The sequence below is a fragment of the Amycolatopsis sp. genome, from assembly GCF_025464955.1.
In the GTDB taxonomy this organism is placed as follows: domain Bacteria; phylum Actinomycetota; class Actinomycetes; order Mycobacteriales; family Pseudonocardiaceae; genus Amycolatopsis.
Genome location: NZ_JAODNM010000093.1, coordinates 129,768 through 151,133, shown reverse-complemented (window position 1 = coordinate 151,133; position 21,366 = coordinate 129,768). Strand labels below are relative to the sequence as shown.

The 21,366-nt window shown below is 69.4% G+C and carries 19 protein-coding genes; 5 read left to right on the top strand and 14 right to left on the bottom strand.

The genetic code is table 11. The features are described 5' to 3' along the window. Positions 1-184: 184 nt before the first annotated feature. Positions 185-1,372, top strand: coding sequence for an MFS transporter (locus JWQ81_RS21715; protein WP_297544297.1), 1,188 nt, complete (start codon positions 185-187; stop codon positions 1,370-1,372). A gap of 49 nt (positions 1,373-1,421) precedes the next feature. Here JWQ81_RS21715 and JWQ81_RS21710 read toward each other — a convergent pair whose 3' ends face one another. Beyond that, on the bottom strand, positions 1,422-1,721 hold the full coding sequence (locus JWQ81_RS21710) for a DUF3017 domain-containing protein (protein WP_297544296.1): 300 nt from the start codon (positions 1,719-1,721) through the stop codon (positions 1,422-1,424). Next, entirely contained in the window at positions 1,721-2,581 is an 861-nt protein-coding gene (locus tag JWQ81_RS21705) for a bifunctional methylenetetrahydrofolate dehydrogenase/methenyltetrahydrofolate cyclohydrolase (protein WP_297544295.1), read from the bottom strand. The genes JWQ81_RS21710 and JWQ81_RS21705 overlap by 1 nt, the downstream gene beginning before the upstream one ends. 202 nt (positions 2,582-2,783) lie before the next feature. On the opposite strand from JWQ81_RS21705, the gene JWQ81_RS21700 reads away from it, so the two are divergent. After that, a complete protein-coding gene (locus JWQ81_RS21700; protein WP_297544294.1) occupies positions 2,784-5,276 on the top strand; it encodes a TNT domain-containing protein in 2,493 nt (830 codons plus the stop codon). Between the two features lie 74 nt (positions 5,277-5,350). Here the strand turns inward: JWQ81_RS21700 and JWQ81_RS21695 are convergent, their stop codons facing one another. Together JWQ81_RS21695 and JWQ81_RS21690 are read right to left on the bottom strand one after the other, a co-directional pair. Further along, complete coding sequence (locus JWQ81_RS21695; protein WP_297544340.1) at positions 5,351-5,935, bottom strand: pentapeptide repeat-containing protein; 585 nt, start codon at positions 5,933-5,935, stop codon at positions 5,351-5,353. 36 nt (positions 5,936-5,971) lie between these two features. After that, positions 5,972-7,015 (bottom strand): reverse transcriptase family protein, encoded by a 1,044-nt coding sequence (locus JWQ81_RS21690; protein WP_297544339.1) that lies wholly within the window; start codon positions 7,013-7,015, stop codon positions 5,972-5,974. Positions 7,016-7,280: 265 nt separating this feature from the next. On the opposite strand from JWQ81_RS21690, the gene JWQ81_RS21685 reads away from it, so the two are divergent. Then, positions 7,281-7,616 (top strand): metalloregulator ArsR/SmtB family transcription factor, encoded by a 336-nt coding sequence (locus JWQ81_RS21685; RefSeq protein ID WP_297544293.1) that lies wholly within the window; start codon positions 7,281-7,283, stop codon positions 7,614-7,616. Then, positions 7,613-8,104, top strand: coding sequence for an SRPBCC family protein (locus tag JWQ81_RS21680; protein ID WP_297544292.1), 492 nt, complete (start codon positions 7,613-7,615; stop codon positions 8,102-8,104). The genes JWQ81_RS21685 and JWQ81_RS21680 overlap by 4 nt, the downstream gene beginning before the upstream one ends. Here JWQ81_RS21680 and JWQ81_RS21675 read toward each other — a convergent pair. Continuing rightward, positions 8,091-8,828, bottom strand: a complete 738-nt coding sequence (locus JWQ81_RS21675; protein WP_297544291.1) for a polysaccharide lyase family 7 protein — start codon at positions 8,826-8,828, stop codon at positions 8,091-8,093. The two genes, JWQ81_RS21680 and JWQ81_RS21675, sit on opposite strands and share 14 nt — an antisense overlap. 137 nt (positions 8,829-8,965) lie before the next feature. Between JWQ81_RS21675 and JWQ81_RS21670 the strand changes: the two genes are divergently transcribed. Continuing rightward, a complete protein-coding gene (locus JWQ81_RS21670) occupies positions 8,966-9,166 on the top strand; it encodes a hypothetical protein (RefSeq protein ID WP_297544290.1) in 201 nt (66 codons plus the stop codon). A 59-nt stretch (positions 9,167-9,225) separates the two neighbouring features. On the opposite strand, the gene JWQ81_RS21665 is transcribed toward JWQ81_RS21670, so the two are convergent. The 9 genes from JWQ81_RS21665 to JWQ81_RS21625 form a co-directional block, all read right to left on the bottom strand. Next, complete coding sequence (locus JWQ81_RS21665) at positions 9,226-12,573, bottom strand: error-prone DNA polymerase (RefSeq protein ID WP_297544289.1); 3,348 nt, start codon at positions 12,571-12,573, stop codon at positions 9,226-9,228. A 149-nt stretch (positions 12,574-12,722) separates the two neighbouring features. Further along, positions 12,723-14,336: a DNA polymerase Y family protein gene (locus JWQ81_RS21660; protein WP_297544288.1), complete on the bottom strand. Its 1,614-nt coding sequence runs from the start codon at positions 14,334-14,336 to the stop codon at positions 12,723-12,725. Continuing rightward, positions 14,333-15,055 carry a hypothetical protein gene (locus JWQ81_RS21655; protein ID WP_297544287.1) on the bottom strand — a complete coding sequence of 241 codons (723 nt, stop codon included), beginning with the start codon at positions 15,053-15,055 and terminating at the stop codon, positions 14,333-14,335. The genes JWQ81_RS21660 and JWQ81_RS21655 overlap by 4 nt, the downstream gene beginning before the upstream one ends. A gap of 461 nt (positions 15,056-15,516) precedes the next feature. Beyond that, positions 15,517-15,891, bottom strand: a complete 375-nt coding sequence (locus tag JWQ81_RS21650) for a DUF4180 domain-containing protein (protein ID WP_297544286.1) — start codon at positions 15,889-15,891, stop codon at positions 15,517-15,519. Then, entirely contained in the window at positions 15,884-16,750 is an 867-nt protein-coding gene (locus JWQ81_RS21645; RefSeq protein WP_297544285.1) for an alpha/beta fold hydrolase, read from the bottom strand. Before JWQ81_RS21645 ends, JWQ81_RS21650 begins: the two co-directional genes overlap by 8 nt. After that, positions 16,747-17,181 carry a helix-turn-helix domain-containing protein gene (locus tag JWQ81_RS21640; protein ID WP_297544338.1) on the bottom strand — a complete coding sequence of 145 codons (435 nt, stop codon included), beginning with the start codon at positions 17,179-17,181 and terminating at the stop codon, positions 16,747-16,749. Before JWQ81_RS21640 ends, JWQ81_RS21645 begins: the two co-directional genes overlap by 4 nt. 341 nt (positions 17,182-17,522) lie before the next feature. Beyond that, a complete protein-coding gene (gene purH / locus JWQ81_RS21635) occupies positions 17,523-19,100 on the bottom strand; it encodes a bifunctional phosphoribosylaminoimidazolecarboxamide formyltransferase/IMP cyclohydrolase (RefSeq protein WP_297544284.1) in 1,578 nt (525 codons plus the stop codon). Then, positions 19,097-19,714, bottom strand: a complete 618-nt coding sequence (gene purN, locus JWQ81_RS21630; RefSeq protein WP_297544337.1) for a phosphoribosylglycinamide formyltransferase — start codon at positions 19,712-19,714, stop codon at positions 19,097-19,099. The genes purH and purN overlap by 4 nt, the downstream gene beginning before the upstream one ends. Before the next feature lie 56 nt (positions 19,715-19,770). Beyond that, positions 19,771-21,312, bottom strand: a complete 1,542-nt coding sequence (locus tag JWQ81_RS21625) for a DUF6350 family protein (protein WP_297544283.1) — start codon at positions 21,310-21,312, stop codon at positions 19,771-19,773. Between the last annotated feature and the right edge of the window lie 54 nt (positions 21,313-21,366).

The following is a 21,366-nucleotide window of genomic DNA, read 5'->3' as shown; positions in this document are numbered from 1 at the left end:
TCCGACCCCGAGTGGTCATCCTCACCCGCAAACGGGATGACAAACATCCCTTGATCGGTTGAACTGGGTGCGGACAGCTTGCCGACGTCGACGACGACAGCTGTCCTTGTTCACGTCCAGCTACTAAATCGATTCAGCGCACAGGTTCGCCTAGCTGAGAAATCGATTACCCGAGAGGAAGACCGTGCCCATCGCGCTGTTCGCGCTCGCCATCGGTGCCTTCGGCATCGGCACCACCGAGTTCGTCATGATGGGGGTGCTGCCGCAGGCCTCCGCCGATTTCGGAGTCTCCATCCCCACCGCCGGCTACCTCATCACCGCGTACGCGGTCGGTGTGGTCGTCGGCGCCCCGACGTTGACCGCGCTGGCGGTCCGGCTGCCGCGCAAGACCATGTTGCTGCTCATGATGGGCCTGTTCACCCTGGGCAACGTCCTGTTCGCGATGTCGCCGAACCAGGAGTTCGGCGTCGCGTTCCGCTTCCTCGCCGGCCTGCCGCACGGCGCGTTCTTCGGCGCGGGCGCGGTCGTCGCGTCCAGCCTGGTCGAGAAGCGCAACCGCGCGAAGGCCGTCTCGATGATGTTCCTGGGCCTCACGCTGGCCAACGTCGTGGGCGTGCCGCTCGGCACCCTGCTCGGTCAGCGCGTCGGCTGGCGCGCGACGTTCCTCGTGGTCGCGGTGATCGGCCTGGTCGCCATCGCCGCCATCGCGAAACTTGTCCCCCACCAGGGCAAACCCGTCGAACCCTCGATCCGAGGCGAGCTGAGCGCGTTCAAGCGGCCGCAGGTCTGGCTGGCGCTCGCGATCGTGACGTTCGGGCTCGGCGGCGTCTTCGCCTGCCTGTCCTACATCACCCCGATGCTGACCGACGTGGCCGGCTTCTCCGCCGGCGACGTCCCTCTGCTGCTCTCGCTGGCCGGCGTCGGCATGACCATCGGCAACATCCTCGGCGGCAGGCTCGCCGACCGGGCGTTGATGCCCAGCCTGTACATCGCGCTGGTGTCGCTCGCCGTCGTGCTCGGTGTCTTCACGGTCACCGCGCAGAGCAAGGTCGGCGCCGCCATCACGATCTTCTTCGTCGGCGTCGCCGGCTTCATGATCGGCCCGATGATGCAGGCGCGGATCATGGAGAAGGCCGGCGGCACGCCGTCACTGGTGTCGGCCGCCATCCAGTCGGCGTTCAACATCGCGAACTCGATCGGCGCCTGGCTCGGTGGCCTGGTCATCGCCGGCGGGCTCGGCCTGGTCGCGCCCAACGCCGTCGGCGCGATCCTCGCCGTGCTGGGCCTGAGCCTGGCCGCTGTCTCCGGCGGCATGGACCGCCGTCAGGCCAAGGCGGATCCCACGCCCGAACGTGAGCTGATCTCGGCCTGACCCAGCGTGGCTCGTGAGTGTTCCGGCCGCCTAGAACGGGCCGGAACACTCACGAGAGGGGACCACCAGTGATGGTGAACGTGACGAAAAGGATCAGCACGGACAGACCCGCGTAGCTGAGCACGTCGACCGGCTTGCCCCTGATGGCAAGCAGGCCGGCCTGCTCGGTCGACAGGATCGCCCGAAGCACCGCGGCGACCATCAGCGCGCCGCCGATGAGCGCGGTGCCCTCGCGCCAGTGGTACTGGAAGATCCGCAGGCCGGCGATGACGACGATCAGCATGACCAGCGAGAACGGCAGCTGGGTCAGCGCCGCCTTGCGGTCACGCTGGTGGCTGGGCACAGCCATCAGCCGACGCGCTGAAGTGCGCGTTCCGCGGCGGCCACGACGTTGCTGACCAGCATCGCCCTGGTCATCGGCCCGACACCGCCCGGGTTGGGCGACAGCCAGCCGGCCACCTCTTCGACGCCCGGCGCCACGTCACCGGCGAGCTTGCCGTCGACGTGGGAGACACCGACGTCGAGCACCGCAGCGCCCGGCTTGACCATGTCGGGCGTGATGATCCCGGCGACCCCGGCGGCGGCGATGACGATGTCGGCGCGGCGGACTTCGGCGGCGAGGTCACGCGTGCCGGTGTGACACAGCGTCACTGTGGCGTTCTCGCTGCGGCGGGTCAGCAGCAGGCCCATGGTGCGGCCGACGGTGATCCCACGGCCGACGACGGTGACGTTGGCGCCGTTCAGCGGCACGTTGTGGCGGTGCAGCAGCTCGACGATGCCGAACGGAGTGCACGGCAGCGAACCGGCCTCGCCGAGCACCAGCCTGCCGAGGCTGACCGGCGCGAGCCCGTCGGCGTCCTTTTCCGGGTCGATGCGCTCCAGGATCGCGCCGGCATCGAGGTGCTTCGGCAGCGGGAGCTGGACGATGTAACCGTGACACTCGGGGTCGGCGTTGAGCTCGTCGATAACCGCTTCGAGCTTGCCCTGGGTGATGTCCGCGGGCAGGTCGCGACGGATCGAGTTGACGCCGATCTTCGCGCTGTCCGCGTGCTTCATCCGCACGTAAGAATGTGAGCCGGGGTCGTCGCCGACGAGGACCGTGCCCAGCCCCGGCGTCACCCCCCGCTCCGCCAGCGCCGCCACCCGCGGTTTGAGCTCCGCGAAGATCGCGTCCTTGGTCGCCTTGCCGTCAAGCACTGAAGCGGTCACGTCACCATCATCCCACCGCTCGTGAGGCCGCCACCGAGGCCGTCGAAGTAGCCGTGCGTGATCAATTCGTCGCGGATCGGCGACACCGTTTCGTTACGGCCGCCGGCGAGCTCCACTGAAGAAGGGTGATCTATGACCTTTCACACGAGTGTTACACCAGGTCAGAGCCCGCTGCCCCGGTTGGCGTAGCCGTAATACTCACATGCGGGGTGCACGCGGGCGATTAAGCAGTCAAAATGTCCCTGTGGCACAACCGACGACCCAGCTGAACGCAACCGAGCAGGACACCCTGGTCAAGCAGATCGGCCTCGCCCTGCTCCGTGCTGCCCCGCGCGATTGGCGCCGGGTCACCGCGGAGTACCGAGCCGTCGGCAGGTACCACGAGATGACCGGCGAGATCGTTACCGAGGACGGCACCGTGCAGGAGTGGGTCGCGACCCACGACATCGCGACGCTGTTCGGCAGGCTCCGCGGCGGCATGTACCGAGACGGCCGGGGGACCTGGTTCAACGCGCGTTACCAGCTCGACCACCCCTCCAGCTACAACCTCGAGTACAACCGCGACGAGCCCCAATGGAACCTCGTCCCGCCCCCGCAGGCGTACTCCGACGAGCTGCGGATGTACCCACGCTCCGAGGAGAACGTGCCGGACTGGGTGATCCGGCGCATGTCCGGTCTCCCCACCGAGCAGCCGGGCCCGCGGTTCCGGATCGCGCGGATCTTCGACGCCGTCGGACCGGCAGGCCGTCCGGTGATCAACCGTCCCGACCTCGACGTCGAGGAGCAGGACAGGCTGCTGAACTACCTCGACTCCGCGCCGCTCGTCGTGCCCGAGCGCGGTTACGACGTCGACAGGCTCGCGCAGACGCCCGAAGCCACCGTGCCCGTCGCGTTCCACAGCGACGGCGTCTGGATCTGGCCCGCCGCGGTCAACTTCTACCTGCGCGAATACGGCGTGTCCCCGGAGAACGACCTGCTCGAGCACGTCCGGTCGGCCGGTTTTGTGCTGCCCGAGGTCAACGACCAGACCCTCCTGGCCGCCGGGGCGTACCTCCAGCCGCCACGGCCGCCGGGTCCTCCGGGTCAGCAGGGTCCGCCGCCGCAGGGTCCGCCGCCGCAGGCCGGACCGCCCCCGCAGATGCAGCAGCAGCCCATGGCACCGCCACCTCCGCCGCTCGCTCCCCCTCTGCAGCCGCCGCCGGCACCAACCTCGGTGCCGCTCGTCGTCGGCGACAACGGGCTTCTCCAGCCCGCTCAGCCCGAGTTCGACACGGACCTCGAGTCGAACCACGTAGCCGACGAGCCGGTGCCGCCGTTCGACGAGTTCGACCAGGCCCAGTACCACGACGAGCCCGCCGAGTTCGACGAGCACTTCGAGGACAACGGCCACGAACTCGAGCACGGTGATCACGCGAACGGCCACGAGAGTGTCCATTCGGACAACGGTGACGGTTTCAGCCAACCGGACCACTTCGCCGAGCTGCCGCTTGACGCCCCGGCGCACGCGGCGGCGTCCAACGGTGCGGAAGCCCTCGTCGACCAGGGGACGACGTACCTCCCCGGCCCGCAGATCGATCCGGGTCCGCTGACGATGGTCTCCCAGCCGGTGGTGCCGATACGGCAGGAACCGGCGCCGGAACCCCTCGCCCAGCCGGAGCCGGCTGCCCACCAGGCCGCACCGCTGCAGGCGCCGCCACCGCGTCGGCCCGCGCCGCCGCAGCCCGAGCTGCAGCGGTTGCAGTCGAAGCTCGACGAGCTGGACATCCACGAGGAGCTGTACCGCCTCGGGGAGCCGACCGACCACGGCTGGAGCGTCGAAGAGACCGACGCCGGCTGGCGGGTCGGCTGGTACGACGGCGAACTGGCCAACCCGGCCGTGTTCGGTGACGCCGAGGACGCCACCGCGTTCATGCTGGGCAAGCTGCTGCTCAACCCATCGGGCAACGTCGCCAACGCGGCGCCGGAACCCGAGCCCGAGCCCGACATCGACACCACCCCGGCGCCGGTGTTCGCCACGCTGTCGCCAGACCTCGCGACGGGGTCGCCCGAGCCGCAGTCGACCGGTGGGCACGCACTCGTCCAGGAGCCGCCGGCTGCCGAAGAGCTGCCGATCCGCGGCGGGCTGGACGAAACCGACATCGGTAGCGTCGTGCCGCCACTGAGCCCGCCGCCGCCATTGCTTCCGCCGCGCCGGGAGCCGCCGCCTCCGACACCGACCACGGCGCTTCCGATGCCGATGCCCATGCCTCCTGTTCCGCAGCAGGCACCGCCGCCGCGTCGTGAAGAGCCCGTCCGCCCGCCTGCCGCCGCGCAGGCCGAGCGTCCGGGTGCGGGCAACCAGCAGTGGCCCATCCAACCGGCGTCCGGGGAACCGCCGCTGACGCTGTTCCGCGGCAAGGAAATGCGCGAACTGCCCGCCGGCAGCGAGCTGGATCGCTTCGGTGGCCCGAACGGCAACCTGACCTACGCCGCCGGGACGCCGTTCGAGGAGCGCTCGCTGGTGCCGGAGTGGGTTAACCGCCCATACCACGTGTACCGCGTGCAACGAGGCCTCGACGCGCTCGCCGGCGTGGCCATCCCGTGGTTCAACCAGCCTGGTGGCGGCGCCGCGTACCTGCTGCCGGCGTCGGTCGAGGAACTCCTCGCCAGCGGCGACCTGATCGAGCTCGACCCGGGCGACCCCCCGATCGACTAGCGCCGCTCACGTTCCCTCGGGGCCACCCCCGTGGCGTTCAACGCCACAGGGGTGGCCCCGAGGGGTCTGTGGACCTAGTGCACGACGAGGCCGTGAGCGGCGGCGTAAGCGACGGCGGTGTCGAGGTCGACGTGCGCGCCCCGGAGTTGAGCCTGGACCAGGCCGTTGGCGTCGATCTTCGCGCCGCGGAGGTCCGCGCCCTCCAACCGTGCGCCGCTGAGCCGCGCGCCGGTCAGGTCCGCGCCCCGCAGGTCGGCCTCGGTGAGGTCGGTGCCGGTGAAGTTGGCCTCGCGGAACCGCAGCCCGGCGAAGTTCATCTTCCGCAGTTTCGCCCCGCCCAGCGCGGCCAGGGAGAAGTCGGTCTCCCGCAGCATCATCGGCCGCATCCGGCAGTCCACAAAGGACGAACCGAGGAACGAGCGGCCGCTCCACGTGGTGTCGGCGAGCACGGTCCGGTCGAAGGTGCACGAGCGGAACGCCGACGCCTCGTGCCATGACTCGCCGAGGTCGGTCTTGGTGAAGTCGCAGTCGTCGAACGTGCAGCCCCTCGTCCGCAGCCAGCGGAGGTCCGCCTCCGCGAAGTCGCAGCCGACGAACTGACGCTTTTCCCACTGTTCCCGGGGAAGTACCGCATCGCGGTAGTCCTCGCCGGTCTCGATCTCGCCCACATCACGCAGGGTGCCACACACCAGGCCTCACCAGTCGACGCGGTCGAACATCGCCCGCAGCCGCGCCGCGCGCGCCGGATGGGCCGTGCCCGCCCAACTGATCCGCCCGAGGACGTGCGCGCGAAAATCCGGGTGTCCGTTGTGGTTCTGCGCCTCCGGCCCGGTGCGGACGCAGTTGTGCAGCAACGCCCGCAACGCGTCGTAGTCGTCGCGAGGCACGGCGGGCGCCGAGTTGACCACCAGCCCGGCGACGCGTTGCCGCTGGTGAGCGGCGGCGATCGACGTCTTGGCGTCCCGCAGCCGGAACCCTTCCTCCCGCACGATCAACCGGACGCCCGGCAGCAGCCGGTGCAACGGCAGCTCCGCCGAACCGGAAAATGCGAGGTCGTCGGCATAACGCGTATACGTCGCGCCGAGGGCGGCCGACAGCCTGGCCAGCCGCCGATCGAGATGGTGGGTGACGGCGTTCGCCACCGCGGGCGACGAAGGCGCGCCTTGAGGGAGATGGGTGCCGGCGAGCCGGTTCAGCGTCCGCCGCCGGCTCAGGTCGCGCTGTCCGGCCGGTGCGGCCGCGATGACGTCGACCGGCGTGGACGTGGTGAGCAGGCCGGCTAGCGCGGCGGCGACGGCGTAGGGGTACCCCGCGAGCAGGAGCAGCGAGCGGACCCGGGGCGCGGACACCGACGGGAAGAAGCCCTCGAGGTCCATCCGCACCACGAAGTCCCGGCCGGCGTGCGGCGCGGCACAGGTGGCGGCCGAATGTCCGCGGCGGAAACCGTGCGCGGCCTCGTGCAACGGCAAGGCGTCCAGTACGTGCCGCAGGACCCGACGCTGCAACTCCGCCAGGCGCGGCTTGGGTTGTTCGAGCAGCCGGACGCCGCCGCTCGCGGTGGGGATCCAGTGGTACCGGTAGTGCCGCAGGGGCGGCTCAGCCCGCCGGTTCCACCCGCGGACGTCGGCAAACCAATCCAGCTCACCGGGTGTCAGGTCGAGGGCCTGCGCGCAGTCGTCGAACGTTCCCCAGCGCGCGACCTGCCAGCGCCACACCGGCTGCGGACCGAGCAGGGACAACCGGCGGGCGTGGGACGACGCGGGGGTGACCTGTTCTCCGTTCGCCCGCGCGATCCTGCTCGCGGAGCGTGCCCGGTTGCGCGGGGCGCTGTGCTTCGGTGACGTGGTACTCCCCGGGGTTTCCCCGGAGTGAGCGGAAGATCCCGCCTGCTCACCCTCGTGTCGCCCCACCCTGCCACCCTAGCCAGTTTCCGTCAGGGCTGGACGAACGTGCCCTGGAGCTCTATAGTCAACACATCAGTTGACAAAGCGATTGGTTGATTACATGGTTTCGGACGATCAGTTGGATCGAGCCTTCACCGCACTGGGAGACCCGGTGCGACGGGCCTTGATCGCGCGCCTCTCACGCGGCGAAGCGACCGTGAACGAACTGGCCGAACCGTTTCCGATCACCAAACAGGCCGTTTCGCGGCACATCCAAGTGCTGGAAGCGGCCGGATTGATCACGCGCAGCCGGGACGCCCAGCGCCGTCCGTGCCGGTTGGACCCGGCGGCGCTCGAAGCGTTGACGAGCTGGCTCGACACCTACCGGCTCGCGACCGAACAGCAGTACCGGCGGCTCGACGCCGTCCTCGAAACCGTTAAGGAGAAAGAAAAATGAGCCACCCCACCGAAATCACCGCACAGCCGGGGACACCGTTCATCGAGGTGGTCCGCGACTTCGACGCGACGCCCGCGCAGGTGTTCCGCGCGTCGACCGATCCGAAGCTCGTCGCGCAGTGGCTCGGACCGCGCGAACTGTCGATGCGCGTCATCGAATACGACGTCCGCACGGGCGGCGGTTACCAGTACGTGCACATCGACGCCGACGGCAACGAGTACGGCTTCCGCGGTGTCTTCCACGCGGTCGTCGACAACGAGTCGATCGTCCAGACCTTCGAGTTCGCCGGCGCGCCCGGTCACGTCACCCTGGATTCCATGACGTACGAGGACCACGGTGGGCTCACCCGCCTGCGGACGCGGTCGGTGTTCCCGTCCGTCGAGGCGCGGGACGCCGCTGTCGGCAGCGGCATGGAGCACGGCATCGTCGACTCCATGGACCGCCTCGAGGAACTCGTGCTCAACGAACAGTCGACTAAGACGCGGTGAGAGCCGAGAAGGCGACCTTGCCGCCGTCGCCGTCCTCGGGGTCTCCCTTGAGTTGTTCGTAGTCACCCGCCTGGAAACGGACATCTTCGCCGGACCAGGCTGAAGGAACGGGCGCGGTCTTTTCCTGGGTGGATCCGTTGCGGGCGGCGGTGAAATGCAGCGTGCCGTCGCCCTGGTCGGTGATGGTGTAGCTGAAGGTGGTTCCCAGGCCGACGCCGGTCAGCAGCGGGTAGTCGAGGTAGTTGCTACCGCTGGAGTTCTGCTGGTTGACCTTCACGTGCACGGTGCCGCCGGTGTAGTACAGCAGCGTGTACGGGTCGGAACTCAGGTCGTGGTCGCCGTGGATCTGGCCGAGGACAATGGTTTTACTGGTCTTCGGCACCTGGTTGACGGTCACGGTGGCGGCCAGTGTGTGAGTGCCGCCGGTGCCCGAGGTGAACCCGGTATTGTCGATCAACTCCGTGCGTGGGCTGCCCGAATGACTCGTCGTCGTGCCGGCTGTCGGCGCCCAGAAGTCGAGGCTGCCATCGTCCGCGCGGGTGAGGTACGGCGGGTCGAGTTCGGCTGGGTTGAGGACTTTGGCACTCCCGCTGTCCGACTCGATGGGGAGTGTCAGCCGCCAGCCATCGATCGTGGGTGGACTGACGACGCTCGCCTCCGCGGCAGCGACGCCGCCAGAGGCAAGCAACAACGAACAAGCGAGCGGAATCATGAATCGCACCATGGCGCGGACGCTAATCCGCCTTCCCGGGACCCGTCCCCGAAAGTGTGCTTCTTTCAGGCGTGTGGAGTATCGACACACTGGCTGTTCGGCGACAAAGATCAAGTTCGACAACAGTCTTCGGCGAACTGGAGAATCCCGTGCGCATCCTGGTGAAGGTCGCTGCTGTTGCCGCGGCGGCGACGGCGGCCGTGATGGTGGCCGCGCCCGCGGCCAACGCCGACATCGACCTCAACGTCGGGAGCCTGGCGAATGTTCATGCCAACGGTGTGATTGCTGTAGGTGTACTAGAAAACCAGATCATCGGGTTTTCTGACCCCTTGGACGGCATCTTCGGCTGATATACGGAGTCTGGTGCTGGACAACCACGTCACGCACAAGCCCGTCCCCAAAAATGGGGTCATCGGAAGTCCCGGGATTTCGCCGTGATGCGCATGGGCAGGTGCTGCAGCCGATCGGCGAGGATGCTGACCACGCCTTCGGCTTTTTCCACGGTGCCCCGGATCAGCAGCGCCGGGCTCCCCCGGGCTATGCGGTGGTAGCGGCGCCATAGGCCCATCGTGCAGATGACGTTGACCATGCCTGTTTCGTCCTCGATGTTGAGGAAGGTGATCCCGCCGGCGGTCGCCGGGCGCTGCCGGTGGGTCACCGCCCCGCCGATCAGCACCCGGCTGCCGTTTTCGGCGTCGAGCAGCTTCGCGGCCGGGATGACCCCGAGCGCGTCGAGGCGGTCGCGGATGAACTGGGTGGGGTAGCTGTCCGGGGACAGCCCGGTCGCCCAGACGTCGGCGACCGCGAGCTCCACCTCGTCCATTCCGGGCAGGGCCGGGGCTTCCGTGCCGACGACCGTGCCCGGCAGCTTTTCCGGACGCTCCCCGGCGACCACTCCCGCGGCCCAGAGCGCCTGCCGCCTGTCCCGGCCGAAACAGGCGAACGCGCCGGCCGTGGCCAGGGCCTCCACCTGCGGCGTCGTCAACCGCACTCGCCGGGCGACATCGGCCATGTCGGCGAACGGCCCGTCCCGCTCGCGCTCTTCGACGATCTTCTCGGCCAGGGGTTGGCCGATCATCCGCACTGCCGAAAGTCCGTTGCGGATAGCCAACTTCGTGTCCTGGTCCGGCAGGGGTTCCAGCGTCGCGTGTGGCAGGCTCGCGTTGATGTCCGGACCGTAGACGGTGACCCCGTGCCGCCGGGCGTCGGCGACCAGAGACTGCGGCGAGTAGAACCCCATCGGCTGCGCCCGCAGCAGCGCCGCGCAGAACGCTTCGGGGTGGTAATACTTGAAAAACGCGCTGGCGAACACGAGGTAGGCGAAGCTCAGCGCGTGGCTTTCCGGGAAACCGAAGTTCGCGAACGCCTTGAGTTTCAGGAAGATCTTCTCGGCGAGCTCCAGCGAGACGTCGTTGGCGGCGGCGCCGTCGAGGAACCGCTGCTTCAGCTTCGCCATCTTCTTCTCGGACCGCTTGGACCCCATCGCGTGGCGCAGTTGATCTGCCTCCGCCGCGGTGAAGTTCGCGACATCGAGCGAGATCTGCATCATCTGTTCCTGGAACAGCGGGACCCCGCACGTCTTGTCGAGAGCCTTCTTCAACAGCGGATGGTCGTGCTCCCATTTCTCCTTCCCGGTCTTCCGCCGGATATAGGGATGCACCGAACCACCCTGGATCGGCCCCGGCCGGATCAACGCGACTTCGACGGCGAGATCGTAGAATTCCCGCGGTCGCAACCTCGGCAAGGTGGCCAGCTGCGCGCGGCTCTCCACCTGGAACACGCCCAGTGCGTCGGCGCGGCACAGCATGTCGTAGATGTTCATGTCCTCGAGGTCCAGCTTCCCGAGGTCGATCTCGACGCCCTGGTACTCCCGGACCAGGTCGAGCATGTAGTGCAGTGCGGAGAGCATGCCCAGCCCGAGTAGGTCGAACTTCACCAGCCCGACTGTCGCGCAGTCCTCCTTTTCCCATTGCAGGACACTGCGATCCGCCATCCGGGCCCATTCGATCGGGCAGACCTCGCTCACCGGCCGGTCGCAGATGACCATGCCGCCGGAGTGGATGCCGAGATGCCGCGGGAAGTCCTCCAGCGCGGACGCCAGCCCGACGACCTCGGGCGGGATGTCGTGGTCGTGATCTTTTTCGGTGAGCCGCAACGGCCCCCAGCGGTCGATCTGCTTGCTCCACGCGTCCTGCTGCCCCGGCGGGTAGCCCAGCGCCCGCGCGGCGTCCCGGACCGCGGACCGCGACCGATAGGTGATCACGTTCGCCACCTGCGCGGTGCACAGCCTGCCGTACTTGCCGTAGACGTGCTGGATGACCTGCTCGCGGGTGTCGGACTCGATGTCGAGGTCGATGTCCGGGTAGCCGTCCCGGTCTGGTGCGAGGAACCGCTCGAACAGTAGCCCCCACCCGACCGAGTCCACCTTGGTGATGCCGAGCGCGTAACAGACCGCCGAGTTGGCCGCCGACCCCCGGCCCTGGCACAGGATGTTGCTGCGGCGGCAGAAGTCCACGATGTCGTGGACGATCAGGAAGTAACCGGGGAACTTCAGCTCCTCGATGATCGCCAGTTCGTGATCGATCTGGGTGTATGCCTCGGGTTTCTTCTCGCGCGTTCCGTAGCGCTCGGCGGCGCCGGCGTAGGTCAGTTCCCTGAGGTGCGTTGCTTCGTCCTGCCCCTCGGGCACGTCGAAGGGCGGCAGGCTCGGAGCCACCAGCTGCAGGTCGAACGCGCATTCCATGCCGAGCAGCGCCGACCGCCCCACCGCGCCGGGGTAGTGGTTCTCGAAGAGTTCGGCCATCTCGATCCCGGACCGCAGGAACGCCGTTCCCACCGCCGGCAGCCAGCCCTCCAGCTCGTCGAGACCGCGTCGCGCGCGGATCGCCGCGACCGCGGCGGCGAGTCGTCCGCGCTCCGGCCTCGCGTAGTGCGCGGCATTGGTGACCACGGTCGGCAGCCCGAATTCACGGGCCATCCCCGCCAGCAGGTCGTTGTGCGTGCTGTCGAGCGGGAGCCCGCTGTCGATCAGCTCGACGTAGACGTCGTCCTTCCCGAACCTCACGACCAGCTCTCGCAACCGCTCGCCCGCGGCGGCCGGGCCTTCGGCGAGCAGGGCCTTGCGGACGGAACCCTTACGGCAGCCCGTCAACACCGCGCAGTGGCCGGCGGCCTCCTCGACGACCGCGTCCAGTGAGTAGATCGGCCGTCCCTTTTCCGACCGCCCGCCTTCGGACTTCTCCCGGTTGTGCCCGGCGAGCTGCCCGGACGTGATCGCCCGGCAGAGGTTCGCGTACCCGTCGCTGCCCTTGGCCAGCAACAGCAAGTGCTCCCCCTCCGGGTCGGCGACCCCGTTCTGTGGAGCGGAAAGCCCGAAGCTCAACTCGGTGCCGAACACCGTCCGGACGCCCAGATCCCTGGCCGCCTCGGCGAACCGCACGGCGCCGTACATGCCGTCGTGATCGGTGATCGCGATGGCGTCGAGCTCCAGCCGCGCTGCTTCCTCGACGAGCTCCTCGGGATGGCTTGCCCCGTCGAGGAAACTGAAGTTGGAGTGGCAGTGCAGTTCCGCGTAGGGCACCCGCGCCCTGGCCCCGGAGTCGTCGGCCGCCCGCAGGCCGGCGAGGTCCGCCGGACGCAGGTAGCCCTCGCGATGACGGCTCCAGGCCGGGCTGTCGTTGCCGTCACCGGGCGGGACGTCGCCGTCGAGCGCGTTGGCGAGGTCCTTCCACGGGATCGGTGGATTGTTGAAGGCCATGACCTATCCCGGGCGGTTTTCGGCGGAAGTTCTCGGTGACGGGATCATCAAGAGAACTTCGTGGAGTCGTTGTGCGGGAACGAACGGCTCCGTGTCCGTCTCGTCGCCCTGGCCCGGGAGCCGGGTTCCGTGCTGGTCTTCGTACATGATCAGTCGTACATCCCTTCCACCATCCACAAAGGACTATCCACGCCTTCGAGCGTCAGCAGCACCGCCTCGGCGGGCTCGCCGTCGAGCAGGACCTGCAGGCCCACCCGGGTTTTCCGGCCGTCGCCCACCCAGCGCCAGGCACTCGACAGCCAGGGCCCCGCCCAACCCAGGACCCGGCGCACCGGCCCGTCGGCCAGGCTCACCGCGGCCGGGGGCGCGGTGAACCGGTGGCGTGGCGTCATGCCCACGTCACGCCCCTGCCAGTCCACGACCCGCGCCGGGACCGGGCGGGCGAGCACGGTCGCCGGGGAGGGCGACGGGAACCGGCCGGGCCAAGGCGCGTCCGGCGGATCGGCCGCGGTGTACTGGTCGCCCCACGGCACCAGCCGGACGCGCTCGGCGGGGCTCCGGCCACCACCGAGCACAGCGGTGAAGACCCCCTCGGGGCCGAGCAGACCCTGAACGCGGACCAGCGCGCGCCCGGCCTGCTCGGCTTCGAGGGTCTGTTCCTCCCCCGCCGTTTGGAACGCCCCCGCGGTGCCGCCGTGCCACAGCCCGAGTTGCAGCGACTTTCCCTTGACGAGCTCCTCAGGCTCCAGGCGCAGCCGGGAAACCCCGGACATCGGCCGGCTGCCGGGCGCCCCGCGCAGCCAGCCCTCGAACTGCCAGCGCACCCTGTCCGCCACCCCCTGCGGCGTCAGCGGTTCCGCGCAGCGCCAGACGCGGCTGAGCTCCTCACCGCTTTCCGTGACCGCGTAGATGCCCAACCGGGTGCAGGCGAGCCCGTGGCCCAGCAGGCCCTGGTGGAACGTCTCGCCGAGCGCTTTCGCGATGAAGGCCGCCTCGTCCACCTTGGCGAGAACGGGGTCGAACGTCTTGGTGACGGACAGGTCCGCAGGCGGCCTGCGACGCAGCGGCGGCCGCGCGGAAAGGCCTCTGGCCAGCCGGTGCGCGAGCACCGCGTCCTGCGGGAAGCGGGAAGCCACCTCCCGTTCGGACAGCGCGGCGAACGCACCGAGAGTGCGCAAACCCAAGCGGCTCAACAGGTCCACCAGCTCCGCCCGCTCAGAGCCCGGTTGGTCGAGTTCGGCGATGCTCAGCCCGGCGAGGAACTCCGCGGCCGCACCGCGCTCGACCAACGCCGAACGGCGAGCCGCGAGCTGCGCGGCGAACAGCCCGTCGGCGACCCCGAGCTGGCATTCCACGCCCGCGGTGCCCGACACGTGGTCCGTCAGCAGCTCGAGCAGGTTGTCCTCCCCGCCGAAGTACCCCGCCGCGCCGGAGACCGGCACCGCGACGACTCCCGGCCGCACCACCTCGACCCCGACGACGAGCTCCTCCACCGCCGCGGCGACCGCCTCGAACAGCCGCGCGTCCCGTGCCTCGTCGTCGTCGAACACCGCCAGCTCGGGACAGTGGGCCTGGGCCTGCCGCCGCCGCATCCCGCGGCGGATCCCGCTCGCCCGCGCGACGGCGGAACACGCGACCACCCGGTTGGCCGAGAACACCGCGATCGGGCGATGCATGGGCACCCCTTCGGCGGCCCCGGCGGCCACCGTGGGCCAGTCCGGGCACCACAGCACCAGCATGCGAACCGGAAGCTCCCCGCTCATCCGACCTCCAGCTCACGCAGCACCGGAACGGCCGTCTCGACCGGGCGCTCGGCCACTCCGTCGGGCCCCGGCAGCAGCAGCTCGGCGCGGATCGGGCGCGCGGCCGCACCTCGGCCACGCACGCGCACCACGGCCTCTCGCTCGCGCAGGTGGCCGCGGCCTGCTTCCAGCCCGGACCACCGGCCCGGTTCGCAGGACAGCTCCAGATCGGCCCCCGGCCACGCGCCGAAGGACAGCAGCACAGCTCCCCGGTGCCGGGCCCGCGCGGAAAGCCGCCGCGCCACCTGCGGGTTCACCCCGGCGGCCCCGGTGCCCTCCGGGATCCCGACGACGACCATCGCCACCCCGTCCAGCAGCGCGGCCGTCACCGACGCGAATTCCGCGCCGGGGCGGGGAACCAGCGCCAACCGCCCGATATCGACACCGAGCTCCGCCGCCGCGACCAGGCCGAGGGACGGCATCCCGACCACGGCGGCCCACGACCCGGTGCGGGTCGCCTCGACCAGCAGCGCCAGCAACAGCGAAGCCGACCCGCGGACCGTGACGGTGCTCCCGCGCCGAAGCCCCGTCACGGGCAGCAGGCCGGCCAGCGACGGGAGAACCGGAAGGACCTCACCCGTCGCGTGGGCGTGCTCGGCCGCGGACGCCACTCCGCTGGCCGTGCTCACCCCGGGCAGGGCGGCGAGCCGCGCCAACGGAGCCACCCGGGCGTCCGTCATCGCCGCAGCCGACATCGCGGATCGCCCTCCCACCACAGCCCAAGCCGACGACGAACAGCGCACGCCGAACGGCATTTCCAGCACCGCGGGGAAGGCGGCTCAAGGTACTCACTCAGCCAACACAGCCGAACAAGACAGTCGAACATGCGTTCGATAAAGACAAGTACACACGGCAGCCGGGCTGATGTCAAGACACCTGGCCGGGTGATGAATCCACCGGAAAACCGCTGGCCACGGGATCGGCCGACAACCCACACTGGCGCCGATGACTGACGACACAGAGCCAGGCGAACCGTGGTCCTACGCCCCGTCCGAGACGTTGCACGGCGCCCTGCAACGCGGCAGCGCGAGGGCCGCCGGCTGCCCGAGGCACTTTGGGACTGCGAACGCGAAGTCCGACTACTCGCCGCGCAACACGCTCCGCTCACCGACGACGTCCACGAAGCCGCCGCTGCTCGCCTTTAGCCGGCGTGAACGCTTTCGAGCCGCGAGCGCAGCTCGTCGAGGTCGGCGACGAACCAGACGTCTCGCCCCCTGTTGGACTCGTAGACGAAGGCGCGCAACGCCGAACTCGCCGCGAGGTGCGCGGAGATGTCGCCCACTATCGCCAGGCGCAGCCGATAGGTGACGAACTTCTGGATGATCTCTCCGGCCATCCTGGTGCTCAGGGTGAAGAATCCCTCGCCGAACCGTTCCACCGGCACGGCGACCAACTCGACGCTCTGCGACCAAATGGCGTCGCCGAAAACGCTGACGACGTCGCGGTCGCTGTACAGCTTCTCCCCGTCCGGCTCGCAGACGAGGACGCGGGTGCCGCCGAAGATCAGGTCAGCCATCGTGGACCACCGGCTCGGCGTCGGCGAGGAACCCGAGGACCCGGTCGGTCTGGGGCGACAGGAAGTGACCGTCTTCGGGCATCAGGTGGACTTCCGCGTGCGGCACCAGGTTTTCGAGGCGACGCTTGGTCTGTCCGGCGTCGATCATCTTGTCGCGCGCACCCGCGACGGCCAGCACCGGCATGGTCAGCCGGCGCAGGGTGCCGTCGTCGAACGCGGGAACCGACACCCGCGGTTTGAAGTGCTTGAAGACGAGCAGGGAGAAGACGATCAGCGGGTGCTTTCGTGCCTCCTCGGAAGACGCGCCGATGGCGGACATCATGGACCGGCGGCGCCCCCACTCGCCGAAGGGGAGCATCAGGACGAACTTGACCAGCACGCCGAGCTTCTGCCTGCCGATACCGGCCGGTACCAGAAGTGCCAGTCGTGTCACCCGCTCCGAACGTCGAGTGGCGTAGTCGATGGACATCCAGCCGCCGAGCGACGTCCCCAGGAAGAACACGCTGGTCAGCCCAAGCGCGTCGAGCACCTCGTCCAGCCACCGCGCGTACGCGTCGGACGTCATCGGCGGTCGGGAAGGGGCGCTGAAGCCCGGCTCGCCGATGACGTCGATGGAGTAGACGCGGTGATGCTCGGCCAGCGGCTTGATGGACGGCATCAGCATCGCCGAATTCGCCCCGGAACCCTGCAGCACCACCAACGGCGCGGCGTCCTCGGGTCCGCTGACGACGACGAACGTCACCCCCTGACTGGTGGGTATGCGGCGCTCTTCGGCGTCGACCGGCCAGCTGTCGAGGAGCTCGCGGTAGCGCTGCTGGATCGCACGCGCGCCGGCCTCGGACCGATAGATGCCGGTCATCGGTCCACCTCCGTCAACGCGCCGATGATCCGCAGCAGCTCGGCGGTGTCCTCCACGTCGCCCAGGACAACGATCTTCATGCTCGCCCTCTCTTCGTCGTACGCGGTCTGGACGCGCAGGGGCGCATCCCCCTGCTGGCGGCCATTGAGGGAGGCCATGACCATCGTCGCCACGCGGTTCGCCGTGTCCTGGTCGATCGCGTCAACCTGCACGATGCTCGAGACCTCGACGTGCCGATGACGTCGCGCGTCCTCGCTGGGCGTCGTCGTCGGGCGCCCGGTCAGCGCCTCGAGATCCTCCCGCGCGATGCGGTACTGCTTGCCGATGCGGACCGCCTTGAGCCGTCCGTCCCGCACGTAGTTGCGGACCGTGCGGACATGCAGCCCCAGCCGCTCAGCGACCTGCTCGACCGAGTACAACTCCTGCGACACCACTCCATCACTCCCTATTTTCCCCAATCATACCCCATCTATCCCCAACTTAGGCATCTTTACACCCCAATGCGCCACTCCCTACCCGCCCACGCCTCCCCTCCGCCCCCAATTACTTGCGCACGCTAAGCGCTACATTTAGCCCGCTAACTGCACTTCAGGGCCTCAACCCGCCCAGCGCACGACAAACAGAGGGACGTCGGTGGGCAGCTGCCCACCGACGTCCCTGGTTCAGTTACTTGCACATGCTAAGCGCTACGTTTAGCCCGCTAACTGCACGTCGGAGGCCAGGCCTGAACGCGCAGCGTTTCCGTTGAGGGTGGTGGCGGGCGACGGGTGGGCTAGTGCGCGAAGTGACGCGTACCCGTGAAGTAGAGGGTCACCCCGGCTGCTTCGGCGGCGGCGATGACCTCGGGGTCGCGGATCGAGCCACCGGGCTGCACGACCGCGCGGACACCGGCGACGAGCAGCACCTGCAGCCCGTCGGCGAACGGGAAGAACGCGTCCGACGACGCCACCGAGCCCTTCGCCCGGTCACCCGCGCGCTGCACGGCGAGCCGCGCCGAGTCCACCCGGTTCACCTGACCCATCCCGGCCCCGACCGTCGCCAGCCCGTCGACCAGCAGGATCGCGTTCGACTTCACCGCCCGCACCGCCCGCCACGCGAACTCGAGGTCCGCCAGGGTCTCCGCGTCCGCCGCCGTCCCCGTCGCGAGCGTCCAGTTCGCCGGGTCGTCGCCCGGCGCGTCGATCGTGTCGACGGTCTGGACGAGCATCCCGCCGGAAATCGGCCGGAACTCGATCGGGTCCGGGCTGGTCAGTGGCGGCAGCGTCAGCAGCCGGACGTTCTTCTTCCGCGTCAGCACCTCGAGCGCGTCGGCGTCGAACGACGGCGCGAGTACGACCTCGGTGAACACCTCCGCGATCTGCTCCGCGGCTGCCAGCGTGATCGGCCGGTTGCTCGCGATCACCCCGCCGAACGCCGACACCGGGTCGCACGCGTGCGCCTTGCGGTGCGCCTCGGCGATGTCGACGCCGACCGCGATCCCACACGGGTTGGCGTGCTTGATGATCGCCACGGCCGGCTCGGAGAAGTCATACGCCGCCCGGCGCGCCGCATCCGTGTCGACATAGTTGTTGTACGACATCGCCTTGCCGTGCAGCTGCTCGGCGTGCGCGAGCCCCGGCCGCCAGTGCGTGTAGATCGCGGCCTTCTGGTGCGGATTCTCGCCGTAGCGCAGCACGTCGCCGCGCTCCCAGGTCGCCCCGGTGAAGTCGGGGAAGCCGGAGTCATCGGCCGGCGCGTACGCGTTCGCGAACCAAGACGCGACGGCGGTGTCGTACGCCGCGGTGTGCGCGTACGCCGCCGCCGCCAGCCGCTTGCGATCGTGCAGGTCGAAACCACCCGCGACGACGTTCTCGAGCACCCAGCCGTACTTTGCCGGGTCGACGACAACGGCGACACAGCCGTGGTTCTTCGCGGCCGCGCGCACCATCGCCGGGCCGCCGATGTCGATGTTCTCGACGCAGTCCTCGGGGCTCGCGCCGGAAGCCACGGTCTGCGTGAACGGATAGAGGTTGACCACCAGCAGGTCGAACGGCTTGATGCCCAGCTGCGCCAGCTGTTCGACGTGCTCAGGCCGGTCCAGGTCGGCGAGCAGACCCGCGTGCACCCCGGGGTGCAGCGTCTTGACCCGGCCGTCGAGGGACTCGGGGAACCCGGTGACCTCCTCGACCGGAATCACCGGCACGCCCGACTCGGCGATCACCTTCGCGGTGCCCCCGGTCGACACGATCTCGACACCGGCGGCGTGCAGCCCGGCCGCGAGCTCCAGCAGGCCGGCCTTGTCCGAGACGCCGATCAGCGCGCGCCGGACCGGACGTCGTCCGCCGTCTTTCCCAGTGACTTCCGCGCTCACGAAAACCTCACCTTTCGTCCTTCAACGACACAGCCGTGGCGGCCGAGTTTCTCTATGGTGTCGACCAGCAGCCGGCGTTCCACGGCCTTGATCCGCTCATGCAGGCTCGCTTCGTCGTCCTCGGCCTCGATGACAACGGCTTCCTGCGCGATGACCGGGCCGGTGTCCATGCCCGCGTCCACGAAATGCACCGTCGACCCGGTGACCTTGACCCCGAGGGCCAGCGCGTCGGCGACCGCGTGCATCCCGGGGAACGACGGCAGCAACGCGGGATGGGTGTTGAGCACGCGGTTCGGGAACCGGCTCAGGAACTCAGGGCCGAGGATCTTCATGAACCCCGCCGAGACCACGAGGTCCGGCCGGTAGGCCGCGACCGCTTCGGTCAGCGCTTTGTCCCAGGCGGCCCGGTCGGGATGGTCGGCGGTGCGCACCGAGAAGCTCGGCAGCCCGGCGCGCTCGGCCCTGGCCAGCGCCTCGATCCCGGTCCGGTCGGCGCCCACGGCGACAACCTCGGCGGGGTAGGCGGACGCGCCGGCGGCGTCCAGCAGCGACTGCAGCAACGTGCCCGAACCGGAAGCGAGCACCACGACCTTCACCGGAGACGGGAGGTCCAACCGACTAGCCAGAACGAACTCCTCGGACGCGCGGATCTCACCTGTATGCACCAACCCTAACGGTCGGCTTCCGGCTCCTCGCCGTCGACGGACTCCGCGGTGGAGCCGGTCACATCGGCGACCTCTTCGACAGCGTCGGCAGCAGTGTCAAAGGCACTGTCAACCTCAGCGGGTTCCGCGTCCTCTTCGACGGTCTCCGTCACCTCGTCGACAACAGCCTCGGCGTCGCCCTCGCTTTCTTCGGCGTCCTCGGCGTCCCCAGAGTCTTCGGAGTCTTCGGAGTCTTCGGAGTCCCCGGAGTCCTCGACATCCTCAGCGTCTTCCTGGACATCGACCGCTTCAGCGGCCTCTTCACCTTCTTCAGCTTCAGCGACGTCGGGTTCTTCGAACTCGTCGACGGCCTCCGCCGGGGCAGCCGGTTCGTGCGGCCCGGCGAAGAAGGTCACCAGACAACCGGGGATCACGATCCAGCAGAACGTCACCACCGACGCGACGCCGACCGGCACGCTCACCGGGTCGAACACACCGCCGCCGAGCCGTCCACCGGCCAGTGTGCCGAGGATGACGCAGCCGAACCCGATCAACGCGCCCGCGACCGCGACCGTGCGCAAGCGTGCGAACGGCTCGTCGTGGACGTTCCGGACCGACCAGCCGACCAGCGCCCCCGCCGCAGCTGGCAGCAGCATCAAAGCCGGCCACCAGGCGGCGTGGTGCAGCGGGATCCCGCCGAGCAGCGGCACCCCGGGCACCGGGCCGCCGGACAGGCCGACCGTGCTCACCGACACCGAGCCGATCGAGAAACCGGGGCCGGCCGCGAACGACAGCGCGGCGACGATCGCGTTGGGCAGGTACACCAGCGAAAGCAGGAAGAGGCCGAAGCTGCTGCCGAACCCCGGTTCGAACAGGTCGTGCACGGTCGACGCGGACAGCGCGAGGCTGACGGTGAGGACCAGCGCGCCGCAGGCCAGTAGCGCGGCCATACCCAGCGCTCCGGCCCGCAGCCCGGCAAGGGCGAGCGGATCGAGGTAGGCCCGGATCACGCGGGCGAACCCGCACGGCTTCGCGAGACCGGCGGCCGCGGCGAGACCGGCGACCAGGCCAGGCACCAGGAACGCCGTCATCGGTTCGGCGGTGACCAGGTCGCCGTGGGACAGCACGGCGATGACCACGCCGAACAACGCGTGCGAACCGGCGATGACGCCGAGCACGCTGATCGCTTGCGCCGGTTCGCGGCAGCCGAGGCGATGCGCGCAGCCGGCCGCGGTTCGGGCGATGAGGAAGCAGGCGCCGACGGTCGGCACCAGCGGCAGCACGCCCAGTGGATGCCCGGCGATCTCGACGGGTACCTGGTGTGCCGCGAGCCAGCCCGGACCGGCCGCCAGCAGCGCGTTCGACGCCGAGAAGCGGGCGTTCTCGGCGGTGACGGTGATCAGCGCGAACACGGCGGCTACCAGCGCGTATCCGGTGATCAGCGGCCCGAGCGCGGCGGCGAGCAGGACCCGGACCCTGGTCGCGCGCGAAACTTCGGGGGCGAACTCGGCATCGTCCAGCCACTCGCCGTCCGGCGGACCCGCCGAGGAGGTGCTGAGCAACGTCATGATCCGCACCTTCGCACTCGGATTGGACCATTCGGGTGAGCCACGCCGCCCGAA